Below are 19,252 nucleotides of genomic sequence, written 5' to 3'. Positions count from 1 at the left end.
GTCAAAGATGACAACTCTTGAGGAATATCTAAAGGAAGCGGAAATACTCAAGAGCCTTCACTAGTTCTTAGGTCTGTTTTGGGGTGGCTAATGCGGTACTGGCGCCCATGTCAGACCGAATTGTTTCGATGATGACATCGATCTGAGTAAGTGCTTCCCCTGATTCCCGGCGCAAATCGTCCAGGATGGCAGGGTGTTCTCGTGCGTTACCATCAATCGTGTCCAGGGTAGAGTTGATAGCAATAAAGCACTTTACTAAAGCCCCACGCTCGGCGCGGACCGCATCCGACTCGAACAGGGCCATGTTGGCGCGAAGCTCATAAGGTGTCTTCCACCAGCCATCCGAGACTTTGTTTGTTAGAAGATTACTTTCGGGTTGACGCAGGATCTCCCGCACCGTTTCTTGCAACCAGTGCAGGTAATCGATGTATACCGTCGCCCGTGCATCCCATACTCTCTGGTCGTGTGCGCGGCGCGCTTCTAAATCAACTGTTGTAATAGAACGCTGTTTCTCCGCTTCGATCTGACGCGCCTGGGCGGATCTGTTAAAAATGAAACCGGCCAAGGCGACTAGTGTGGTCGCTGCAATGGCGGCGACCGAAACCCATGCTTGTGAGTTCATGGTGCGAGAGTGCTACCAGATACTGAATCTCGCAATAGTTCGAGGTGACCCTGAGGCGCGGAAGGTTTGGTTGCTTAGGTGTACCCTGCGCAGATTTCCTGCTGCGTCATAGTACAAGCTCCCATCTGGAGTCACCCCAGGTATCTGGCGGACAAATGCTGCTCGGACGCCTCTGTGTCGCCTCGCGTGACCTGGTAGGCGCTGGCGTCCGGGCGTGAGCTGACGATGTGGGCCAGGTGGCCGTTGACGAAATGCAGGCCGACACCGTCCTCAGCGGCGTACCCGGCGGGGAAGCCGTTCTGGACGAGTGCGCGGTAGGTGCCGCGTCTCAGCGGCTCCCCGTCGTAGTGCGGACAGGCGCTGCCGGCCAGCAGACCGAGACCGTCCGGCAGCGGGTCGAGGCCGTTGGAGTTGAACGAATCGGTGACCGAGGCCTCGAACCAGCAGTTCATCCCAGCACTGATCCCGGCCAGCACAACACCTGCCTGGTAGGCGTTGTTGAGTGCCGTGTCGAGCCCGTGCAGCCGCCAGACGGCGAGCAGATTCGCGGTGTTGCCGCCACCGACGTACACGATGTCCTGCTCGAGCAGGAATCCCTGCAGGTCGGTCACTGTGCGATCGAACAACGACAACACCGAAGCCTCGGCCCGCCCCTCCCCGAACGCCTCCAGAAACCGCGCGCTGTACCCATCGGAGTCCCCGCTCGCCGTTGGCACAAAACACACCCGCGGCCGCCGCCCAGCCGGCGCCAACCCCAGCAAGTAGTCATCCAGCAAAGGATTCTCCGGCTCCATCGAGAACCCACCCCCACCCATCGCGAGGATCTGAAGGTCAACCATTCGGGGTCCCGTCCTGGAGCTGGTCGAGGCAGGCTCGGCGGACGCCGGCCGCTAGTTCGGCGTGGGGAGTTTCCGTGTCGCCGGCGATGTCCCAGAGCACACCCATGGGCGGTTCGACGAGTTCTGCGGTGTGGCCGTGGGTGATTACGAGGTTCGCGACCGCGTTGACGGCCGAGGCCCAGTCGAGTCGGCCGTCGAGGTGCATCGTGGCGATCTGGGCGTAGAAGGTGCTGAGCGCCGACTCCTTGGAGGGCAGCGGCCTGATGCCGATCTCTTCGAGAGCAGCCGGGACGAGAGCTCGTACCTCGTCGGCGTCTCGGCCGCTGAGGCCGGCCAGTTCTGCCAGCGACTTCCCGTCGTACCCCTGGGCAAGCCAGTAGGCCGACCACATCGGTACTGACTCGGCGGGGAGGACGCCCAGGACAAGCCAGGCGGCCACCAGTCCAGGTGGTGGTGCTTCTCCGTCCGTGCGCACTTCCGGCAGCATGCCGTCATTGTCCTCGTGTCGTCGCGGAACGTGCGAAGGGCCCCAGGTGGTTGCCTGGGGCCCTTCGGGGTGGTGCTTGGTGCTGGGAGCTACTTCGACTGGTTGAGGCTGGCGCTGATGCCCTGGTCGAACTGCTCGGCGTTCTCCTTGATGGACTTGAACATGTCGGAGAAGTCCTGGATGCCCTTGACGGCAGCCTTCAGGGAGGTGTCGAAGTTGTTGTAGGTGTTCCGGATGACCTCGGAGGACTGCTTGAAGACCATTCCGTCGTCGACCAGGGTGTTCACCCGGGTGCGGAGGTTCTCGATCATCGGGGAGATCTGGTCGTGGGCGTTCGTCATCAGGTTGCAGACTTCGACGATCTTGCCGTAGTCGAGGTTAATGCCGTCGTACGCCATGGCTACTACTCACTTTCGTGGGTTGGGCTGAACACTGTGGGTTCGGTCAGACGCCGACGCTTGCGACAAAGGTCTCGTCATCGTCTTCATCGTTCTCTTCGACGCTCTCCGGGGTCTCGACCCATGGCTGGCTGGTACCTCGCCAGTCGTCGGCGCCCCGGGTGAACTCGTGCTTGGTGCCGTCGGCGTTCGTCACCGTCTGGGTGCCGCTGCCGTCCTTCGTGATGTTCGTGGTGGTCGTGTCCACCTTGCCGTCGGTGTCGGTGCTGGTGGAGGTGCTGGTGGAGCCACCGTCGGTCGCGATGTCGGTGACGTTGTGCACGGTGCTGCCGTCGGGATAGGTGCTGTCCGTGACGATGTGGTTGTGGGTGCTGTCGTACGTCGTCACCGAGGCGTAGGTCTTGCCGTCGTAGGTGACGGTGGTCTCCTCCTTGATGACGTTGCCCTTGTCATCGAGGGTGAGGTGGGTGTGGATGTTGCCCCGGTCGGTGACGATCGTCTGGTCGAGCGGCGCGGCCCCGGGATCCGTCGCGCCGCAGAACTCCGGCTGCTTGTCGCCGACGCACTCGTCCAGGTGGGACTGCTTGTGGTCCCACTGGTCCTTGTTCCGCTGCCAGTTCGAGAGCGCCAGGCTGCTGTTGGTGGCGTTCATGCCCTGGGCGATCTCGGCGTCGAACTGCAGGAACGCCTCACCGACCGAGCCGAACGAGTCGCCCAGCTTGGTCAGGCCGTCCTTGGCCTTGCCCATCGTGTAGCTCGCGTTGGAGTGCAGCGTGTAGACGGCATAGGAGATGTCGCTGCTGCCCAGGATGTCGTCGCTGGTACCGTCGCCGAGGCCCTGGAAGGCGTCGTCGTCCATCGACGGGATCAGGTCGTCAGCCAGCTGGTGAAGATCGCGCTTGGCGTCGTTCAGCAGGTTGTAGTTCATCTTCAGTTTGTCCGGCACGGGCACCTCCGCTGTCCAAACAGTTCCACCCAGTCCACGCTGTGGAGCGCGATCTGGTTCAGAAAAAGTTTTCCCGGGCCGATCCGGCCCGGATCTGAACCTCGGAGCGCTCTCACGCGTGGACTTTCCGGAGGGACCACTTCGGCGTGAGGGAGGGTTCGGGATGCCACGGCCAGGTGACTGGGATTCGATCGGTCTGGGGGGTGACCCCACACCGGGCGATCCCGAACGAATCAATGCGCTGGCGGACGGCTTCCAGAAGATGGGCGGCAAGGCGCGGGAGATCCTGACCGCGATCGAGGCCGTGATGAACAAGAACGACGACTCGGTCTTCGTCGGTCAGACCGCCGAGGCGCTCCGCGGCAAGGTCGACGGCCGGCTGCGCGGGCACGTCGAGGACGTCGCGGCCGCCTTCGAGACGTCGGCCACCGCGCTGCGCGAGTGGCGCGGCGTGGTGATCGAGCAGCAGGCCAAGGCCGACGCCGCCCTGAACGCCGGCCGCGGGCTGGCCGAGGACGACCCGGAGCGGGAGAACCAGAAGAACGCCGCCAAGTCGGCCGGTGAGTACCAGTCCGAGCAGGCCTCGACGTACGCCGGCCGGATCAACGGTGTCTCCGACATCCAGCTGCCGATCTCCGAGTGCGACGCGTTCTGGGAAGCCTTCAAGTGGCTGGCGATCATCCTGATCATCCCGGCGCTGATCTTCGGTGGCCCGATCGCGCTGCTCGCGCTGGCGGTCAACCTGGCCATCTTCATCAAGACCATCGTCGACGTCGCCAAGGGTGACGCGAGCTTCCTCGACCTGTTCCTGGCCGGGCTCGGCCTGATCGCGCCGACCACCAAGGCGCTGCCGATCTTCAGCATCGTGAAGGCGATCGGCAAGGGCATCGGGGCCGGCGTCAAGGGCATCGCGCAGAGCTTCAAGCAGATCTTCAGCAAGGAGTTCCTGTTCAACGGGCTGCTGACCGGCCTGAAGAGCATGCCGGCGCTGGCCAACATCGCGATCCGCGAGACCGGTTTGTTCGTGGTCAAGAACATCCGCAACTTCCCGGTCAACGCCGCCAACTTCGGCAACAACTTCGGCAAGATCGCGCTGAACGGGATCAAGGGCCTCGGTACGGCGTTCGCCGGCATGCCGGCCGCCCTCGGCCGCGGGCTGGCCGGCATCGGCAAGGGCTTCGCCACCGGCGCCATCAACACCTGGAAGTTCACCGCCGCCCACTTCGGCGGGATGCAGTGGACCCGGATCTTCCTGCCCGTCGCCGCCGACGAGATCCGCGCCTTCCGGGCCCTCGGGATGGGCAACTGGCAGGCCTTCACCTCGGCGCTGAAGGTCGGCGTGGTCGGCCGTGGCCTGCAGGGCACCAACGTCTTCGGGATGCCGATGACGAGCGCGATCGGCCGGGGGATCGGCGCGATCCCGATCGACACCGCGGCCGCCGGCGGGGGCTGGAGCAAGTTCGTCACCCAGCTGAAGACGCCCGAGATCAGAATCCCGATGATCAACGTCAAGGGCTTCGAGAACGCCTCCGGCGCGGGGTTCAGCGCCGGGCACGCCTTCACCGCGATCGACGACATCAACATCAACGTCGGCGGGATCAAGAGCGGCGACCTCGGCGTCAGCATCACCCCGCCGACCACGGTCACCCCGGGCGGCATCCACCTGCCGGGCAACGCCGGTACGAACATCCCGGCCCTCCCGGTCGGCAGCAACATCCCGGCCGCGCACATCGGTACGCCGCAGATGCCGTCCAACATCGTCGGCAACCTGGTCCAGCCCCAGGTCGGCACCCCGGTGCTGCCGATCCACATCGCCACCGGCGCCACCCCGCCGCCGGTGCACGTGAACACCCCGACCTTCAACGGGAACGCCGTCGTCGGCAACATCCCGTCGCCGCACATCGGTACGCCGGAGTTCACGGCCGGGCAGCACCTGAACAACATCAGCGTGCAGGCGCCGGGCCTGAACAGCGTCAACGTGCACGCACCGGGCCTGAACAACATCGGCGTACAGTCGCCCGGCCTGAACAACATCGGCAACCTGCACGTGCCGATCCCGTCGGCGAACGGCGCCGGGCTGAGCGACCTGGCCGGCTCCGCGATCCGCAACAACCAGCCGGCCGTTTCGCCGCACTTCGGCAGCTCGATCGGCGAGGGCGTCACCGGCGGCTTCCAGGCCAACCACTTCAAGCTCAGCATCGACGAGATCCTGAACACGCCGACCCCGGCGCACTTCAACGGCGTCCAGGCGCTGAACCCGCCGGCCGTCGACCGGATCAACGCCGCGCTCGACCTGGTGCACAACCCGAACGTGACCAGCCAGGGCGTCACCCCGCCGGCGTTGCACACCACCAAGCCGGTCGGCACCGACGTCAACGTCAACGTGAACCTGGCCGGCGCGGACTTCAAGACCCCGGCCCCGACCACGATCAAGATCGAGAACCCAGGTCTGGCCGGCGCCCAGAACGCGCCGACCGTGCCGTCGGTGAACATCCAGCAGGTCGCGTTGCCGAGCCGTGCGGTCGATCTGCACGTCCAGCCGGCCGCCGTGCCGGGTGGCACCAACCTGGCGACGCCCAACCTCCCGGGTGGCACCAACCTGGCAACGCCCAACCTTCCGGGTGGCACGAACCTGGCGACCCCGAACCTGCCGGGTGGCGCGAACCTAGCGACCCCGAACCTCCCGGGCGGCGCGAACCTCGCGACCCCGAACCTGCCGGGTGGCACGAACCTCGCGACGCCCAACCTCCCGGGCGGCACCAACCTCGCGACGCCCAACCTCCCCGGCGGCACCAACCTCGCCGCCAACCTGCCGCCCACCAACCTGGCCGGCAACCTCCCCGGTTCCACCAGCCTCCCGGGCAGCACCGCGATCCCCGGCAACGTCGGCGTACCGGGTCACGGCGTGAACCCCCACGCCGCCCTCGACACCCAGCTGGTCCCGCTGCACCCCCAGCCCGCCGCGGCGGTCGACAACCTCGGCGCGCAGAGCCTGAACACCCCCACCCTCAACACCAGCAACCTCGGCGCCCACAACCCAGGTTTCCGCGACCCCGGCTACTCGCTGGCCAAGGGTTTCGACATGGGCAACTCCGGCATCGGCACCAACTCGCTCGCCAGCAAGGTCGAGATCCCGCTCAACGGCCTGACCGACCGCCCCGGCGCCTACGTCCAGGTCGAGCGGACCGAAGGGGGCATGACCAGCTACAACCTGTACGGCGGCGGCCCCGACGGCCGGATGGACGTCCTGCCCGGCGGCAACCTCCGCTTCACCGACTCGGTGACCGGCAACACCACCCGCTTCGACAGCAGCGGCATCGTGATCGACCAGGGCCTGCGGCTCACCAAGGCCGACGGCGTACTGCGCCCCACCGACCAGATCCTGGTCACCCGGCCGGGCGGCGAGTTCCGGGTCACCTCGGTGACCGGCGACATCGCCCCGGACATCAAGGTCCGCCAGCTCGACAACGGCGGCGTCCAGTTGATCGACCAGAAGGGCGCCGGTTTCCACTACAACGCGCAGGGCAAGCTGGACAACCAGCCGCTCAGCGCGACCTGGGACGCCGACCTGGCGGCGAAGGCCGGGGTGTTCCGCAAGCCCGGCGACACCGACGCGATGGTCAACGCCAAGATGGCCGACTTCGGTCAGGTCCAGCGGGCCCAGACGCACTTCGACAACGCGCTGGAGAACGTCGCGGTGCACGGTCACCGGGCCGACGGACCCTCGACCGGCCCCGCGGTCGGCGACCAGGTGCACATCGACCTGCGCGCCGCCGAGGCCGACCTGAACTACGCCAAGACGACGTTCGAGGGCAAGCACGGCCTCAGCGCCGACGGCATCCAGCAGCAGCTCGAGAAGCTCACCCTGGACTCGATCAAGGATCGTCCGCGGCTGCTCGGCGGCGTCGCCCGCGAGTTCGACGTACCGGGTGGCGGCGGGACGAAGTTCGAGCTGAACGGCACCCAGGTCAGCTTCAGCGGACCGAAGGCCGACGCGTTCAGCAGTTCGCTGGACGGCAAGATCCTGACCATCACCGAGATGGGGGCCGGCGGCAAGGCCGCGCACAACTGGACCTACTCGCTCGGCTTCGGCGGCCGGGCGAACCAGATCGGCGAGTCGTTCCCGCTGAACGGCGGCCTGTTCGACGGTCAGCCGATCAGCCTGGAAGGCCGGATGGGGTCGTTCGACAAGGCCCTGGTGACCGACCTGCACGGCAACAAGCTGCCGGTGAAGCTGACCGACGACGGGTTCGTCGTCGCGTCGCCGAGCGGCCCGCTGTCCTACGACAAGGGTGGCAGTTTCCACGGCGGCGCTCCGTCGGTGGCCGGCGACCTGCCGAAGCCAGTTGCCCCCGGCAACCTGACCGGCAACGACCTGACCCGCTGGAACGCGCAGGCGGAGATCTCCCAGACGCACCTGACGGCGGCGGTGCAGAACAAGAACATCGACCTGCTGATGAAGGACGTCGCGGGCGGCTCGTTCACCTCCAAGAAGGGCTTCGAGGGGTACGTCAACCCGCAGTCGCTGAAGGACGGCACCCTGATCGCCAAGGTGCACAACTTCGAGAACGTCGCGAAGGAGCTGGCCTTCAAGGGCCCCGAGGACAACATCACCGTGTACCGCGGGGTCTCGATGGACCCGGGCAGCGCGAAGGCCGGCGCCTTCACCGAGCGGCTGCCGATCTCCACCTCGACCTCGATGAAGTTCCAGGACGACTGGGCCAAGAACGGGGTGAACAGCAACCGGGTGGTCTTCGAGATCGACGTACCGCCGGGGCACAGCAAGCTGGCGATGTCGTACCCCGAGGGTTACAAGCCGGTGGCCGGCGGCGCTCCCGAGGTGAACGCGAGCCAGTTCGAGGTCACCCTCGGCCCGACCACCCTGGTCCGGACCGGGCCGAGCCGCACGCTGGACAACGGGATCACCGTCATCCCGGTCAAGGCCGAGCCGATCCCGCCGTCGATGTACGAGTCGGTGATCACCGCCAAGTGGCCGGGCCTGTCGTCGGAGTCGGCGTTCGGCGACTTCGTGAAGTCGTTCGAGCTGAGCGCGCTGAAGCAGTTCCCCGACCTGGAGAACGTGACCGCGAAGTCGGTGCTGAGCACCGACGGCCTGACCCACACCACCACGGTCAGCAAGCAGGGCTTCGGCGACGACCTGACCATCACCGTGATGCGCGACCCGAAGGCCGACTCGGTCCGGGTGACGATCGCCTCCGACGGCGTGAACAAGTTCGACCAGACCTGGAGCAAGACCGACTTCAAGCACATCGCCACCGACCTGCGCGGCGGCGTCCTGCACAACAACGAGCAGTTCATGAACCTGCCGCAGCCCTGGCAGTGGCAGAAGGCCGAGCCGTTCCGCGGCGACGGCATCAGCGACGCCCAGGTGTTCCAGCGGATGGACGACTGGGCCGCCGTGGAGAAGGCGCAGCTCGAGCTCGACTCGATCAAGCGCGACTTCGGGCCGCAGACCGGACGGGTGGACGGCTCGTCGTCGATGCCGTCGGTGGGCGACCAGGCGAAGCTCGAGATCCAGCTCGCCGAGCAGCAGCTGGTCGAGGCGAAGGCCGCGTTCACCCAGTTGCACAACCTGGACGCGGACGCGACCGCCGACTGGCTCTCGATGCTCAAGACGCTGGACCTGCAGACGCACCCGGGGCTGCTGGGCGCCAGCGGCCGGCCGGGTCGCGGGATCGACCTGCCGGGCGCGGACGGCGTACAGCTGGTCCGGGACGGCCGCGCCTTCAAGCTGGCCGGCGAGGGCTCGGACTCGTTCCGCCTGCAAACAGGTGCCGATGGCAACATGATCGTCCAGAAGCTCGGCACCGGTGACACCGTGCTGCACTCGTGGACGATGAAGCCGGGTTTCCGGCCGAGTGTGATCGGCGAGACGCTGACGCTGGGCGACGGACCGCTGGCGGGCAAGTTCCTCGACCTGCAAGGGACCGCGGGCAAGCTGGACGGCGTCGTCGACGACGTCCGGGGCGGCCTGCCGGTCAAGGCGAGCGGCGACGAGATCGTCGTCGCCGGCCCGGGCGGCCTGTTCAAGTACGACCGGGACGGCTTCTTCCAGGGCCCGGGCGCACACCCCGGCGACAAGCTCGGTACTGCGGAACTGCCGCCGAGCCTGAAGCTGACCGGCGACGACGCGACCCGCTGGACCGCGCAGGCCGACCTGTCCCGCACGCACCTCAACGAGGCGGGCTCGAACAAGGCCGTCGAGAACCTGATGAAGGACGTCGCCGGCGGCAGCTTCACCTCCAAGAAGGGCTACGGGGGTTACGTCAACCCGACGGCGCTCGGCGACGGCACGCTGCTCGGCAAGATGCAGAACTTCCACGACGTCACCAAGGACCTGCTCACCAAGGGCCCGGCCGACAACATCACCCTGTACCGCGGGGTCTCGATGGACCCGGCCGCGGCCAAGGCCGACCTGTTCACCGAGCGGCTGCCGCTGTCCACCTCCAGCACGGTGAAGTTCCAGGACGAGTGGGCCAAGAACGGCGTCAACAGCAACCGGGTGGTCTTCGAGATCGACGTGCCGCCCGCGCACAACAAGCTGTCGATGTCCTACCCCGACGGCTACAAGCCGGGCGCCGGCGAGGCGAAGGCCTGGAACCAGGACCAGTTCGAGGTCACCCTGGCGCCGACCAACCTGGTCCGGACCGGGCCGAGCCGCACCCTGGACAACGGCATCACGGTGATCCCGGTCAAGGCCGAGATGATCCCGCCGTCGGCGTACGACGACCTGATCACCGAGAAGTGGTCCGGGCTGGCCTCCGGTACGGCGTTCGACGACTTCGCCAAGTCCTTCGAGCTGTCCGCGCTGCGGCAGTTCCCCGACCTGGAGAACGTCACCGCGAAGTCGGTGCTCAGCACCGACGGGATGGTCAACAAGATCACCGTCGGCAAGCCGGGTGCCCAGGGCAACGACATGCACATCACGGTGACCCGCGACCCGCAGGCCGACTCGGTCCGGGTGACCATCGAGTCGGACAGCCTGGTCAAGTTCGACAAGACCTGGAGCGGCCAGCAGTTCAACAACCTGGCCACCGACCTGCGCGGCGGCGTACTGCACAACAACGAGCAGTTCACCAACCTGCCGAAGCCCGCCGCCTGGGACGACCTGGCCGGCTCGGCCCCGCTCGACATCAAGGGCAAGGGCAAGCAGCTCGACCTGAACGACAGCTGGGCGAAGGACCTCGAGGCGAAGACGAACGTCTTCCGCCGGCCGGGTGACACCGACGCGATGGTCAACGCCAAGATGGAGGACTTCCGGCTGGTCCAGCAGGCGGACCTGAACGTCAAGCACGCGCTGCAGGACCTGGCCGAGCACGGGCACCGGTTCGACGGCACCTCCACCAACCTGCCGGTCGGGGTCCAGATGCGGATCGAGCTGGGCCAGGCCCAGTCCGACCTGGCGCTGGCGAAGGCCGGCTTCCAGCGCAAGTACGACCTGGACCCGAACGCCATCCAGACCCAGCTGGACGACCTGCTGAAGCAGTCGCTGAAGGATCGGCCGCGGCTGCCCGCCGGAGCTCCGGGCCAGTTCCCGGTGCCCGAGGGCGGGGCGATGTTCAAGCTCGACGGCGGCTCGGTCAACTTCACCGGCGGCCGGGCCGGCGCGTTCGACGGGGTGCTGGACGGCAAGGCGCTGCGGATCACCGAGACCAACGCCGACGGCGCGATCGTCCGGACCCTCGACTACGAGCTGAACGCCCGCAACTTCCCGATCCTGAAGTCGGACGAGCTGACCCTGAACGGCGGCGACTTCAACGGCCAGAAGCTGAAGACCGAGATCGACACCGGCCGGCCCTCGAACGGCTCGACTTTCGATGCCCATGGCAACGAACTGCCGACCCGGTACTACCAGGACAACTTCCAGGTGCCGTCCTCGGCCGGCGCGCAGGTCTACGACCGCGGCGGCAACTTCGTCAAGATCGAGGCCGGCCTGACCTCGAAGCTGCCCGAGACCGTGCCGCCGGTGCATCTCCAGGGCGACGACCTGGCCCGCTGGACCGCGCAGGCCGATCTGTCCCGCACCCACCTGACCGCCGCCGCGAAGTACGACCACGTCAGCGACATGATGGTCAAGGTCCGCGAGGGCGCGTTCACCTCGAAGAAGGGTTTCGACGGGTACGTCGACCCGCTGGTGCAGAGCCGGAACCTGAGCAACGACGTCCGCAGCTTCAACGAGGTGGCCAAGGACGTCATGTTCGACGGCCCGGTCGGCAACACCACCGTGTACCGCGGGCTGGCGATGGACTCGGCGACCGCGAAGGGCGACACCTTCATCGAGCGGCTGCCCGCCTCGACCTCGAGCAACTGGGACTTCCAGAAGACCTGGGCCAAGGACGCCGACCTGAGCAAGCGGGTCGTGTTCCAGATCGACGTACCGCCGGGGCACGGCAAGCTGTCGATGTCCTACCCGGAGGGCTACCACCCGAGCGCGCGCGAAGCCGATGCCTGGAGCAACCAGTTCGAGGTGACCCTGTCGCCGACCGTGCTGCAGCGCACCGGTGACTCGTTCGTCAAGGACGGGATGACCGTCATCCCGGTCCGGGCCACCCAGATCCCGGAGAGCCAGCTGGACGGGCTGATCGGCGCGAAGTGGCCGGGGATGTCCTCGGAGTCGGCGTTCGACGACTTCGCCCGTGGCTTCGACCAGGCCAGTCTGCAGAAGTTCCCCGGGATGGCCGACGTGACGTCGACCTCGAAGATGACCGACAACCTGGTCAACGAGATCGTGGTCAGCAAGCCCGGAATGAACGGGCACGACCTGACCATCGTCGTCACCCGCGACCTGGACGCCGACGCGGTCCGGGTCACCGTCACCGCCGACGGCAGGACCAGCTTCAACCACAGTTGGAGCAAGGAGCAGTTCGGCAACATCGCGACCGACCTGAAGGCCGGCACGCTGCACGACAACGACCTGTTCGTGAGCATGTCGAAGCCGGCCGAGTGGAGCAAGCGGCCGGTCGACCTGGGCACCACCAAGCAGGCCACTCCCGACTGGGCCGCCGACTACGCCGCGCACGCGAACGTCTTCCGCCAGGCCGGCGACTCCGAGGCGACGATCGCCGCCAAGATGGAGGACTTCGCCCGGATCCGGCAGAGCGACTACAACCTGCAGCAGGCGAACATCAACGCCGGTCTGCACGGCTCCCGCCCCGACGGCGGCTCCACCGGCGGCGGGCTCTCGGTCGGCGACCAGGTCAAGCTGGACCTGAACGCGGCACAGGCCGATCTGGACGTCGCCAAGGCCGGCTTCAAGCGCAAGTACTCGATGGACCCCGACCAGCTGATGGACGACCTCGGCCATGTGTCGAAGAAGCCGAAGGGGCCCGGCGCCGGCCGGCAGTTCGAAGTACCGGGTGGTGGCGTCAGCTACCAGATCGAGAACAACACGGTCCAGTTCACCGGCACCCGGGCCGGTGAGTTCACCGGATCGGTGGCAGGCCGGGAGATCACCGTCACCCAGCTGGCCGCGAACGGCGACGAGCTGGCGAAGTGGACGTTCACCAAGGGCTTCGGCCGGCCGAACCTGGTCGGGCAGAGCATCCACCTGACCGACGGCCCGCTCGGCGGTCAGATCGCCAACGTCAAGGGTGTGATGGGCCAGCTGGACGGCACCGTCAACGACGCCGGCGTCTGGCCGATGAAGACGGTCGGCGACGAGCTGTTCGTCGGTACGCCGGGTGGCCCGGTCCGCTACGGCTTCGACGGCAGCTTCCACGGCCCCGCACCGACCAGTACCACTCACCTGCCCACCCCCACGCTGCCGACCAACCTGCACGGCAACCCGGCGCACTGGACCAACCAGGTCGACCTGTCCCGCACGCACCTCACCGCGGCCGCCGAGAACAAGGCTGTCGAGCACCTGATGAAGGACGTGATGGGCGGTTCCTTCACCTCCAAGCGTGGCTTCGAGGGGTACGTGAACCCGCTCGCGCTGGAGGACGGCACCCTGATCGGCAAGGCGAAGGACTTCGCCGAGATCACCAAGGGCCTGCGGCTGGCCGGCCCGGACGCCGACGTGATCCTGTACCGCGGGGTCTCGATGGACCCGGTCAGCGCCAAGGCCGACGAGTTCCTCGACCGGCTGCCCAGCTCGACCTCGAACAACATCAAGTTCCAGGAAGAGTGGGCCAAGAACGGCGTCGCCAGCAACCGGTTCGTCTTCGAGATCGAGGTACCGGCCGGGCACGGCAAGCTGTCGATGTCCTACCCGCCGGGCTACCAGGCGCTGCCGGACGAGGCACGGGCCTGGAACCAGAGCCAGTGGGAGGTCACCCTGGCGCCGACCAACCTGATCCGGACCGGACCGAACCGGGTCGAGAACGGGATGACGATCATCCCGGTCCGGGCCGACCAGATCCCGGTCTCGGCGTACGACGACGTGATCGGCGCCAAGTGGCCGGGAATGTCGTCCGCGTCGGCCTTCGACGACTTCGCCAAGTCGTTCGAGCTGGACAACCTGCGCAAGTTCACCGGGCTGGAGAACGTCACCTCGAAGTCAGTGCTCAGCACCGACGGCCTGACCAACGCGATCACCGTCAGCAAGGCCGGCTACGCCGACGACCTGACGATCACCGTACTGCGCGACGCGGACGCCGACTCGGTCCGCGTCACGGTCGCCGCGGACGGGATGAACACCTTCGACAAGAGCTGGAGCAAGACCGACTTCAAGCACCTGGCCACCGACCTGCGCGGCAACGTGCTGCACAACAACGACCTGTTCGCAGGCCGGATGGAGCCGGCCTCCTGGAAGGGCGCGCCGGCCGCCAAGTCGATGGGCGAGGTCTGGCAGGCCGACAGCATGGCGCGGCTCGACGTACTGCGCCGGCCGGGCGACACCGACGCTGCGCTCAACCTCCGGATCGACGACTTCACCTCGGTGCAGAAGGCCCAGAACGACTACAAGACCGCCCTGGCGAAGTACGACGCGCTGGCGACCCGCGCCGACGGACCGTCCAGCGGGCTGTCGGTCGGTCACCAGGCCCGGATCGATCTGCAGACCGCGCAGCAGAACCTCGACATCGCCAAGCAGGCGTTCGATGCCAAGCACGGCGTGCAGTTCGACGGTCTGCAGCAGCAGTTGGACGACCTGCTGGACGCGTCGATCGCCGAGCGGCCTCGCCTGGTCGGTGGCGGCAGCATGTGGTCCTCGCCGGAGGTTCCGACCGGCCACCAGGTCACGGTGGGCAACCGCACCAGCCACTTCGACAGCCAGAACCAGCTGATCGAGGAGCACTTCGGGTTGTCCGGTTCACCGGACCGGTTCGTCGTTCGCCAGCCTGACGGTGGGCTGGAGCTGATCGGCGACGGCGCCGACGACTTCGTGGTCCGCGGGCTCGACGACGGCGGCTTCCGGATCTACGGCGCCGACGGCCACGCGCAGCGGTACGGCGCCGACGGCGTGCACCTCGGCGACGGCCGGTCGATTGTCGACGGCAACGGTCTCCGCGGCGACCGGTTCATCGAGTTCGACGCGGTCAACGGCCACCGGGTGGTGGACCTGCAGGGCACCCCGGTTCCCGGCCAGACGGTCGATCTGCTGCCTGACAACGGCTTCCGGATCACCGAGGGCAACCGCTCCTTCGGGTACGACGGCGACGGCATCCGGATCGACGCCCAGCTGCACCTGACCGGCGTGAACAACGGGCACGCCCTGGTGCACCCGGCCGGTGGCGGTCAGCCGCACTTCACCGGACCGAACGCGCAGCACCTCGACGTCCAGGACCTGCCGGGCGGCGGCTTCCGGGTAAACGATGCCCAGGGCAACAGTCAGCGGTTCGGGCCGGACGGTGTGCACGTCAACGACGGGCTGCGGGTGGTCGACCCGACCGGGCTGCAACCGGCCCGCTTCGTCGAGCCGAACCCGGCCGGCGGCGTCCACCTGGTCGACGCGAACGGCGCGCCGATCCCGAACACGCACACCACGACGTTGCCAAACGGCCAGACGATGGTGGTCGACGACGGGCTCAACGACGTCCAGTGGTTCGGCCGCGACGGGGTCCGGCAGGGTGTCGGCGTCCAGGTCGCGCACGGCGACTTCCCGAACGCGCAGGTCTACCTGTTCCGGGCCGACGGCGGCACTGTCTCCTTCATCGACAACCTCGGAGCGCAGCTGCCGCACCAGGTGGATGTCCTGCCAGGTGGTGGCTTCCGGCTCACCGACCCGGGCAACGGGATCGCGCGGACCTTCGACGACGCGGGTCTCGCGATCGATCGCCGGATCCCGCTGCACCAGCCGGGTGTCCAGCCGAACAACCAGCTGATCGCCGTCCACGACGTGCACGGCAACGTGAGCCTGGTGACCCGCGCGGACGCACCTGGTCCGGGCACGGTCGAGCTGACCGGCAACGGCGGCTACCGGGCGATCGACGGCGGCAACTACCACGTGTACGACGCCGACGGCGCACACCAGACGCGTGGTGTGGCAGTCGGGATCCCTGGCGAGCAGGGCTTCCTCGAGATCGGCGCCCAGGGGGCTCAGCGGGTCGACAACGCCTACCAGCCGATCCCGGGTCGCCAGCCGGTCGTCAACGCCGCCGCGGGCGAGATCACCGTGCCGCGGCCCGGCGGTCACGACGTCTTCGACATGCACGGCGTACCGGTTCGCCAGGTCACCGATCTCGACCCGCTCGGCGCCAGCCAGCTGGGCGGCCGGGTCACCCGCGACCAGAACGGCGTCGTCACCTGGACCGACGTGCACGGTACGGCGATGCCGACCCCGCACCGCGTCACGGTCGATGCCCAGGGCAACGCCAAGATCGAGATCCACGTCACCGCGGGCAGCCCGCGCAACGGCGAGTACCACCAGTACAACCGGGCCGGCAATCTCACCGAGCAGGGCTTCCCGGTGCTCAACAACGGCCAGGCGACGCCGTACAAGTACGTCGTCGACCGGGCCAACAGCACCTGGACCCGGACCGGCGGCACCGGCACGGCGGACGGGGTCTTCCAGACCGGCAAGGTCGAGGTGACCGGGGTCGGCAACGGCCAGATCAAGCTGATCAGCTCCAGCGCCAAGGAGGTCCAGGTCTTCGAACGGCGCTGGCTGCCGGGCGGCGAGATCATGGACAGCTTCCGCAAGACCGACACGCTCAGCTTCGGTACCTTCAACCGGCGCACCACCTGGGCGACGTACGACAACCTCGGCGGCGTCAGCAACTGGGGCAAGCGCGAGTTCGACACCAGCGGCTTCTCCTGGCGCGACCTCGACCACAACGGCCGGCAGGTTCACCACTACCAGCAGGGGCTGCAGAAGTACGACAACCCGATCGCGGACGAGATTGGCCCGATGGCCAAGGCCGAGAAGGAGATCACCGGCCACGTGCTGGCCACCCGCGGCGCGGGCGACGCCTGGACCTGGCACCGGTTCGACGCGGACGGCCTGCTGATCGGCTCCGGTCAGCGGAGCTGGGAGAAGGTCGGCGACGGCTTCACCGACCGGGTCACGCTGCAGGTCAACGGCGCCCAGACCACCGAGATCGCCCAGCAGAAGTGGGGCTCCTGGCACAAGGTCGACCAGGCCAACCAGTACCAGGAGTTCAAGCTCGAGAACGGCGCCAACGGGCTGGAGCGGCCGGGCAGCTGGGAGATCCAGGGCAGGGCCGGCAAGCCGGTCGGCAGCGGCACCAAGCTGTTCAACGACAACATCCTCAGCGCGCACCGGGTCGGCGAGCAGCGGCCGCCGGTCTGGTTCCGCGACTACGTCCAGCGCAACCCGATCCCGCAGGGCAACGTGTCGCACGTCGCCAACGACGCGCGGTACCAGATCTATCGCTGGGAGAACACCGGCGCGACCAACCCGGGCCACGGCGTCCGGTACGTCGCGGGCGACGAGTCGTTCGTCGACGTCGGGCTGGACGGCCGGTTCGTCCGGTTCGAGGGCAAGCTGCACGACGGGTCGAAGCTCAAGGTCGGCGACCACATCGAGGGCCTGACCGACGTCCACCCGAACCCGGGCGGCGGCGCGGTGATGGCCTGGGAGAACGACGGCGCGCTGGGCTGGCGGGTCTTCGACAACACCGGCAACAGCTGGGAGGACTTCAAGCCGTCGATGGGTCCGCACCAGCCAGGTCAGGGGCCGGACTGGATCTCGGTGCGGCAGAGCCGTCCCGGTGGCGAGGTCCGCGAGTTCCCGGAGGCGGGCAACACCCACATCTGGGTGCAGCGCGACGCGCACGGCAACCTGGTCGGCTCGTCCCACCAGGTGCCGACGTACGGGCCGAACCCGGCGATCCGCTATATCGAGGCGAGCGGCCCGGCCGACGCCTCCCGCTGGACCTGGCGCGAGCTGGACGTCAACGGCACCCCGACCGGGGTCAACGGCGAACGGTTCCACTTCAAGGGCTCGCGGGACGAGTCGATCAGCTGGGACAACTCGTTCCGCGACTTCGACACCCGGGGCAACCTGGTCCGCGACCGGCACATGCTGGACGAGGGCCGGTACATCGAGTCCTGGAAGTCGTCCAACCAGAACTGGCACGCCGCCGAGTTCGACAAGTTCGGCCAGCGGGTCGACGACGCGGTCACCTTCAACCGGCGCTGGAGCGACGGCACCAGCGCCTGGTCGGGGCAGTGGAACGCGCAGTCGACGCACTTCCGCGACGTCACCCCGACCACCGCACCGGTACCGCACCAGGTCCGGTTCGAGACGCCGCAGCACCTCGGGGACGGACAGCCGGTCCGGGTCCGCGAGTACCACGTGAACCCGGCGGGCAACTCCGACCAGGCGCAGTGGAAGGAGTTCGACTTCGACAAGATCGTCCGCGAGCGGGCGGCGTCGGGTGCGAACTACCTGGAGACCGACAAGCTGCACGGCCAGTGGAAGATCTGGGACAACAACGGCCGGGTGGTCGGCGAGCGGTCCGACACCGGACTGGTCTTCGAGATGCGCGACGGCCGGCTCACGCTGACCGGCAACGAGTTCGACTTCCGCGGCGCGATGACCGAGTTCCGCGGCTGGAACGCGCGGATCGGCGACGCCCAGCGGCAGCCGTGGCACCTGCACTCGGACTGGACCCTGGACGCCAAGACGCTGCGGCCGGGCGGCGATCCGCTCCGGATCGAGTCGAACTACGTCTCGTACTCGCGGCTGCTGACCCAGAAGATGCTGCTCACCGCGGGGACCGAGTTCATCCTCGACTACGCGGCCAGCCTGATCATCATGGGCATCATCGCCGAGGCGCAGAACCGGCCGTTCAGCGGCACGGACGCGCTCAAGGCGCTGATGAACGCCGCGGTCGGCACCACGCTGCGGACGGCGGCCGGTACGGCGCTGACCGAGACCCGGCTCGGCGGCGGGCTGCGGGACATGAAGACCACGATGGGCAACCTGGACAGCGGCACCCTGATCACCAAGCGGCCGAACAACAACAGCTCCCAGTGGGGCGTCGAGTTCGCCGGCAACACCAGCGTGACGAAGTGGCGCGGCGGCACCTGGGACTACGGCTTCGGGATGCTGATGCTGCCGCTGACCGGGTTCGTGAACGGCACGATGAACGCCGCGATCTTCGGGGTCAAGGGCCCGGACGGCAAGACCATCCACCTGTCCGGCTGGCAGGCGATGGCCGAGGGCGGCATGTCGGTCGCGACCGGCTACGCGATCGCCAACAGCATCGGCATGCTGCGCACCATCGGGATGGGCTTCGGCGCCGGCCGGTTCTTCCAGAAGGGCGGCATCGGCGACATGTCGATCGGCTTCGGGCTCAAGTTCTTCGAGAAGGGAATGGCGTCGATGCTGGCGCCGGCCCTGCGGGCCTCGATGAACCCGGAGTGGTCCCGCCCGGCGCCGCAGCCGACGCCCGCACCCTCGCCGCTGATCCTTCCGCCCAGTGTTACCGTGCCACAGCCGCAGGTGACCAGCGGCGGAGTGATCCTGCCGCCTGGTGTCCAGGTGCCGCCGACCCCCGCGCCGACGGGGACCCCGACACCGTGACCGGGAAC

The 19,252-nt window shown here is 67.6% G+C and carries 6 protein-coding genes; 1 reads left to right on the top strand and 5 read right to left on the bottom strand.

The genetic code is table 11. From position 1 onward, the window contains the following. Positions 1–67 precede the first annotated feature (67 nt). The 5 genes from AB0P21_RS30355 to AB0P21_RS30335 all read right to left on the bottom strand — a co-directional run bounded on the left by AB0P21_RS30355 (position 68) and on the right by AB0P21_RS30335 (position 3,292). Positions 68–622, bottom strand: a complete 555-nt coding sequence (locus tag AB0P21_RS30355) for a hypothetical protein (protein WP_363700767.1) — start codon at positions 620–622, stop codon at positions 68–70. 131 nt (positions 623–753) lie between these two features. After that, complete coding sequence (locus AB0P21_RS30350) at positions 754–1,461, bottom strand: peptidase E (RefSeq protein WP_363700765.1); 708 nt, start codon at positions 1,459–1,461, stop codon at positions 754–756. Then, positions 1,454–1,948, bottom strand: coding sequence for a hypothetical protein (locus AB0P21_RS30345; protein WP_363700763.1), 495 nt, complete (start codon positions 1,946–1,948; stop codon positions 1,454–1,456). Before AB0P21_RS30345 ends, AB0P21_RS30350 begins: the two co-directional genes overlap by 8 nt. A gap of 89 nt (positions 1,949–2,037) precedes the next feature. Then, positions 2,038–2,346 carry a hypothetical protein gene (locus AB0P21_RS30340; RefSeq protein ID WP_270134663.1) on the bottom strand — a complete coding sequence of 103 codons (309 nt, stop codon included), beginning with the start codon at positions 2,344–2,346 and terminating at the stop codon, positions 2,038–2,040. A 46-nt stretch (positions 2,347–2,392) separates the two neighbouring features. Continuing rightward, positions 2,393–3,292 (bottom strand): hypothetical protein, encoded by a 900-nt coding sequence (locus AB0P21_RS30335; RefSeq protein ID WP_363700761.1) that lies wholly within the window; start codon positions 3,290–3,292, stop codon positions 2,393–2,395. A gap of 163 nt (positions 3,293–3,455) precedes the next feature. Between AB0P21_RS30335 and AB0P21_RS30330 the strand changes: the two genes are divergently transcribed. Beyond that, a complete protein-coding gene (locus AB0P21_RS30330) occupies positions 3,456–19,244 on the top strand; it encodes a hypothetical protein (protein ID WP_363700759.1) in 15,789 nt (5,262 codons plus the stop codon). Positions 19,245–19,252 lie beyond the last annotated feature (8 nt).

The organism is Kribbella sp. NPDC056861 (assembly GCF_040687575.1).
Taxonomy (GTDB): Bacteria; Actinomycetota; Actinomycetes; order Propionibacteriales; family Kribbellaceae; genus Kribbella.
This window is presented reverse-complemented; position numbering and strand designations above follow the sequence as displayed.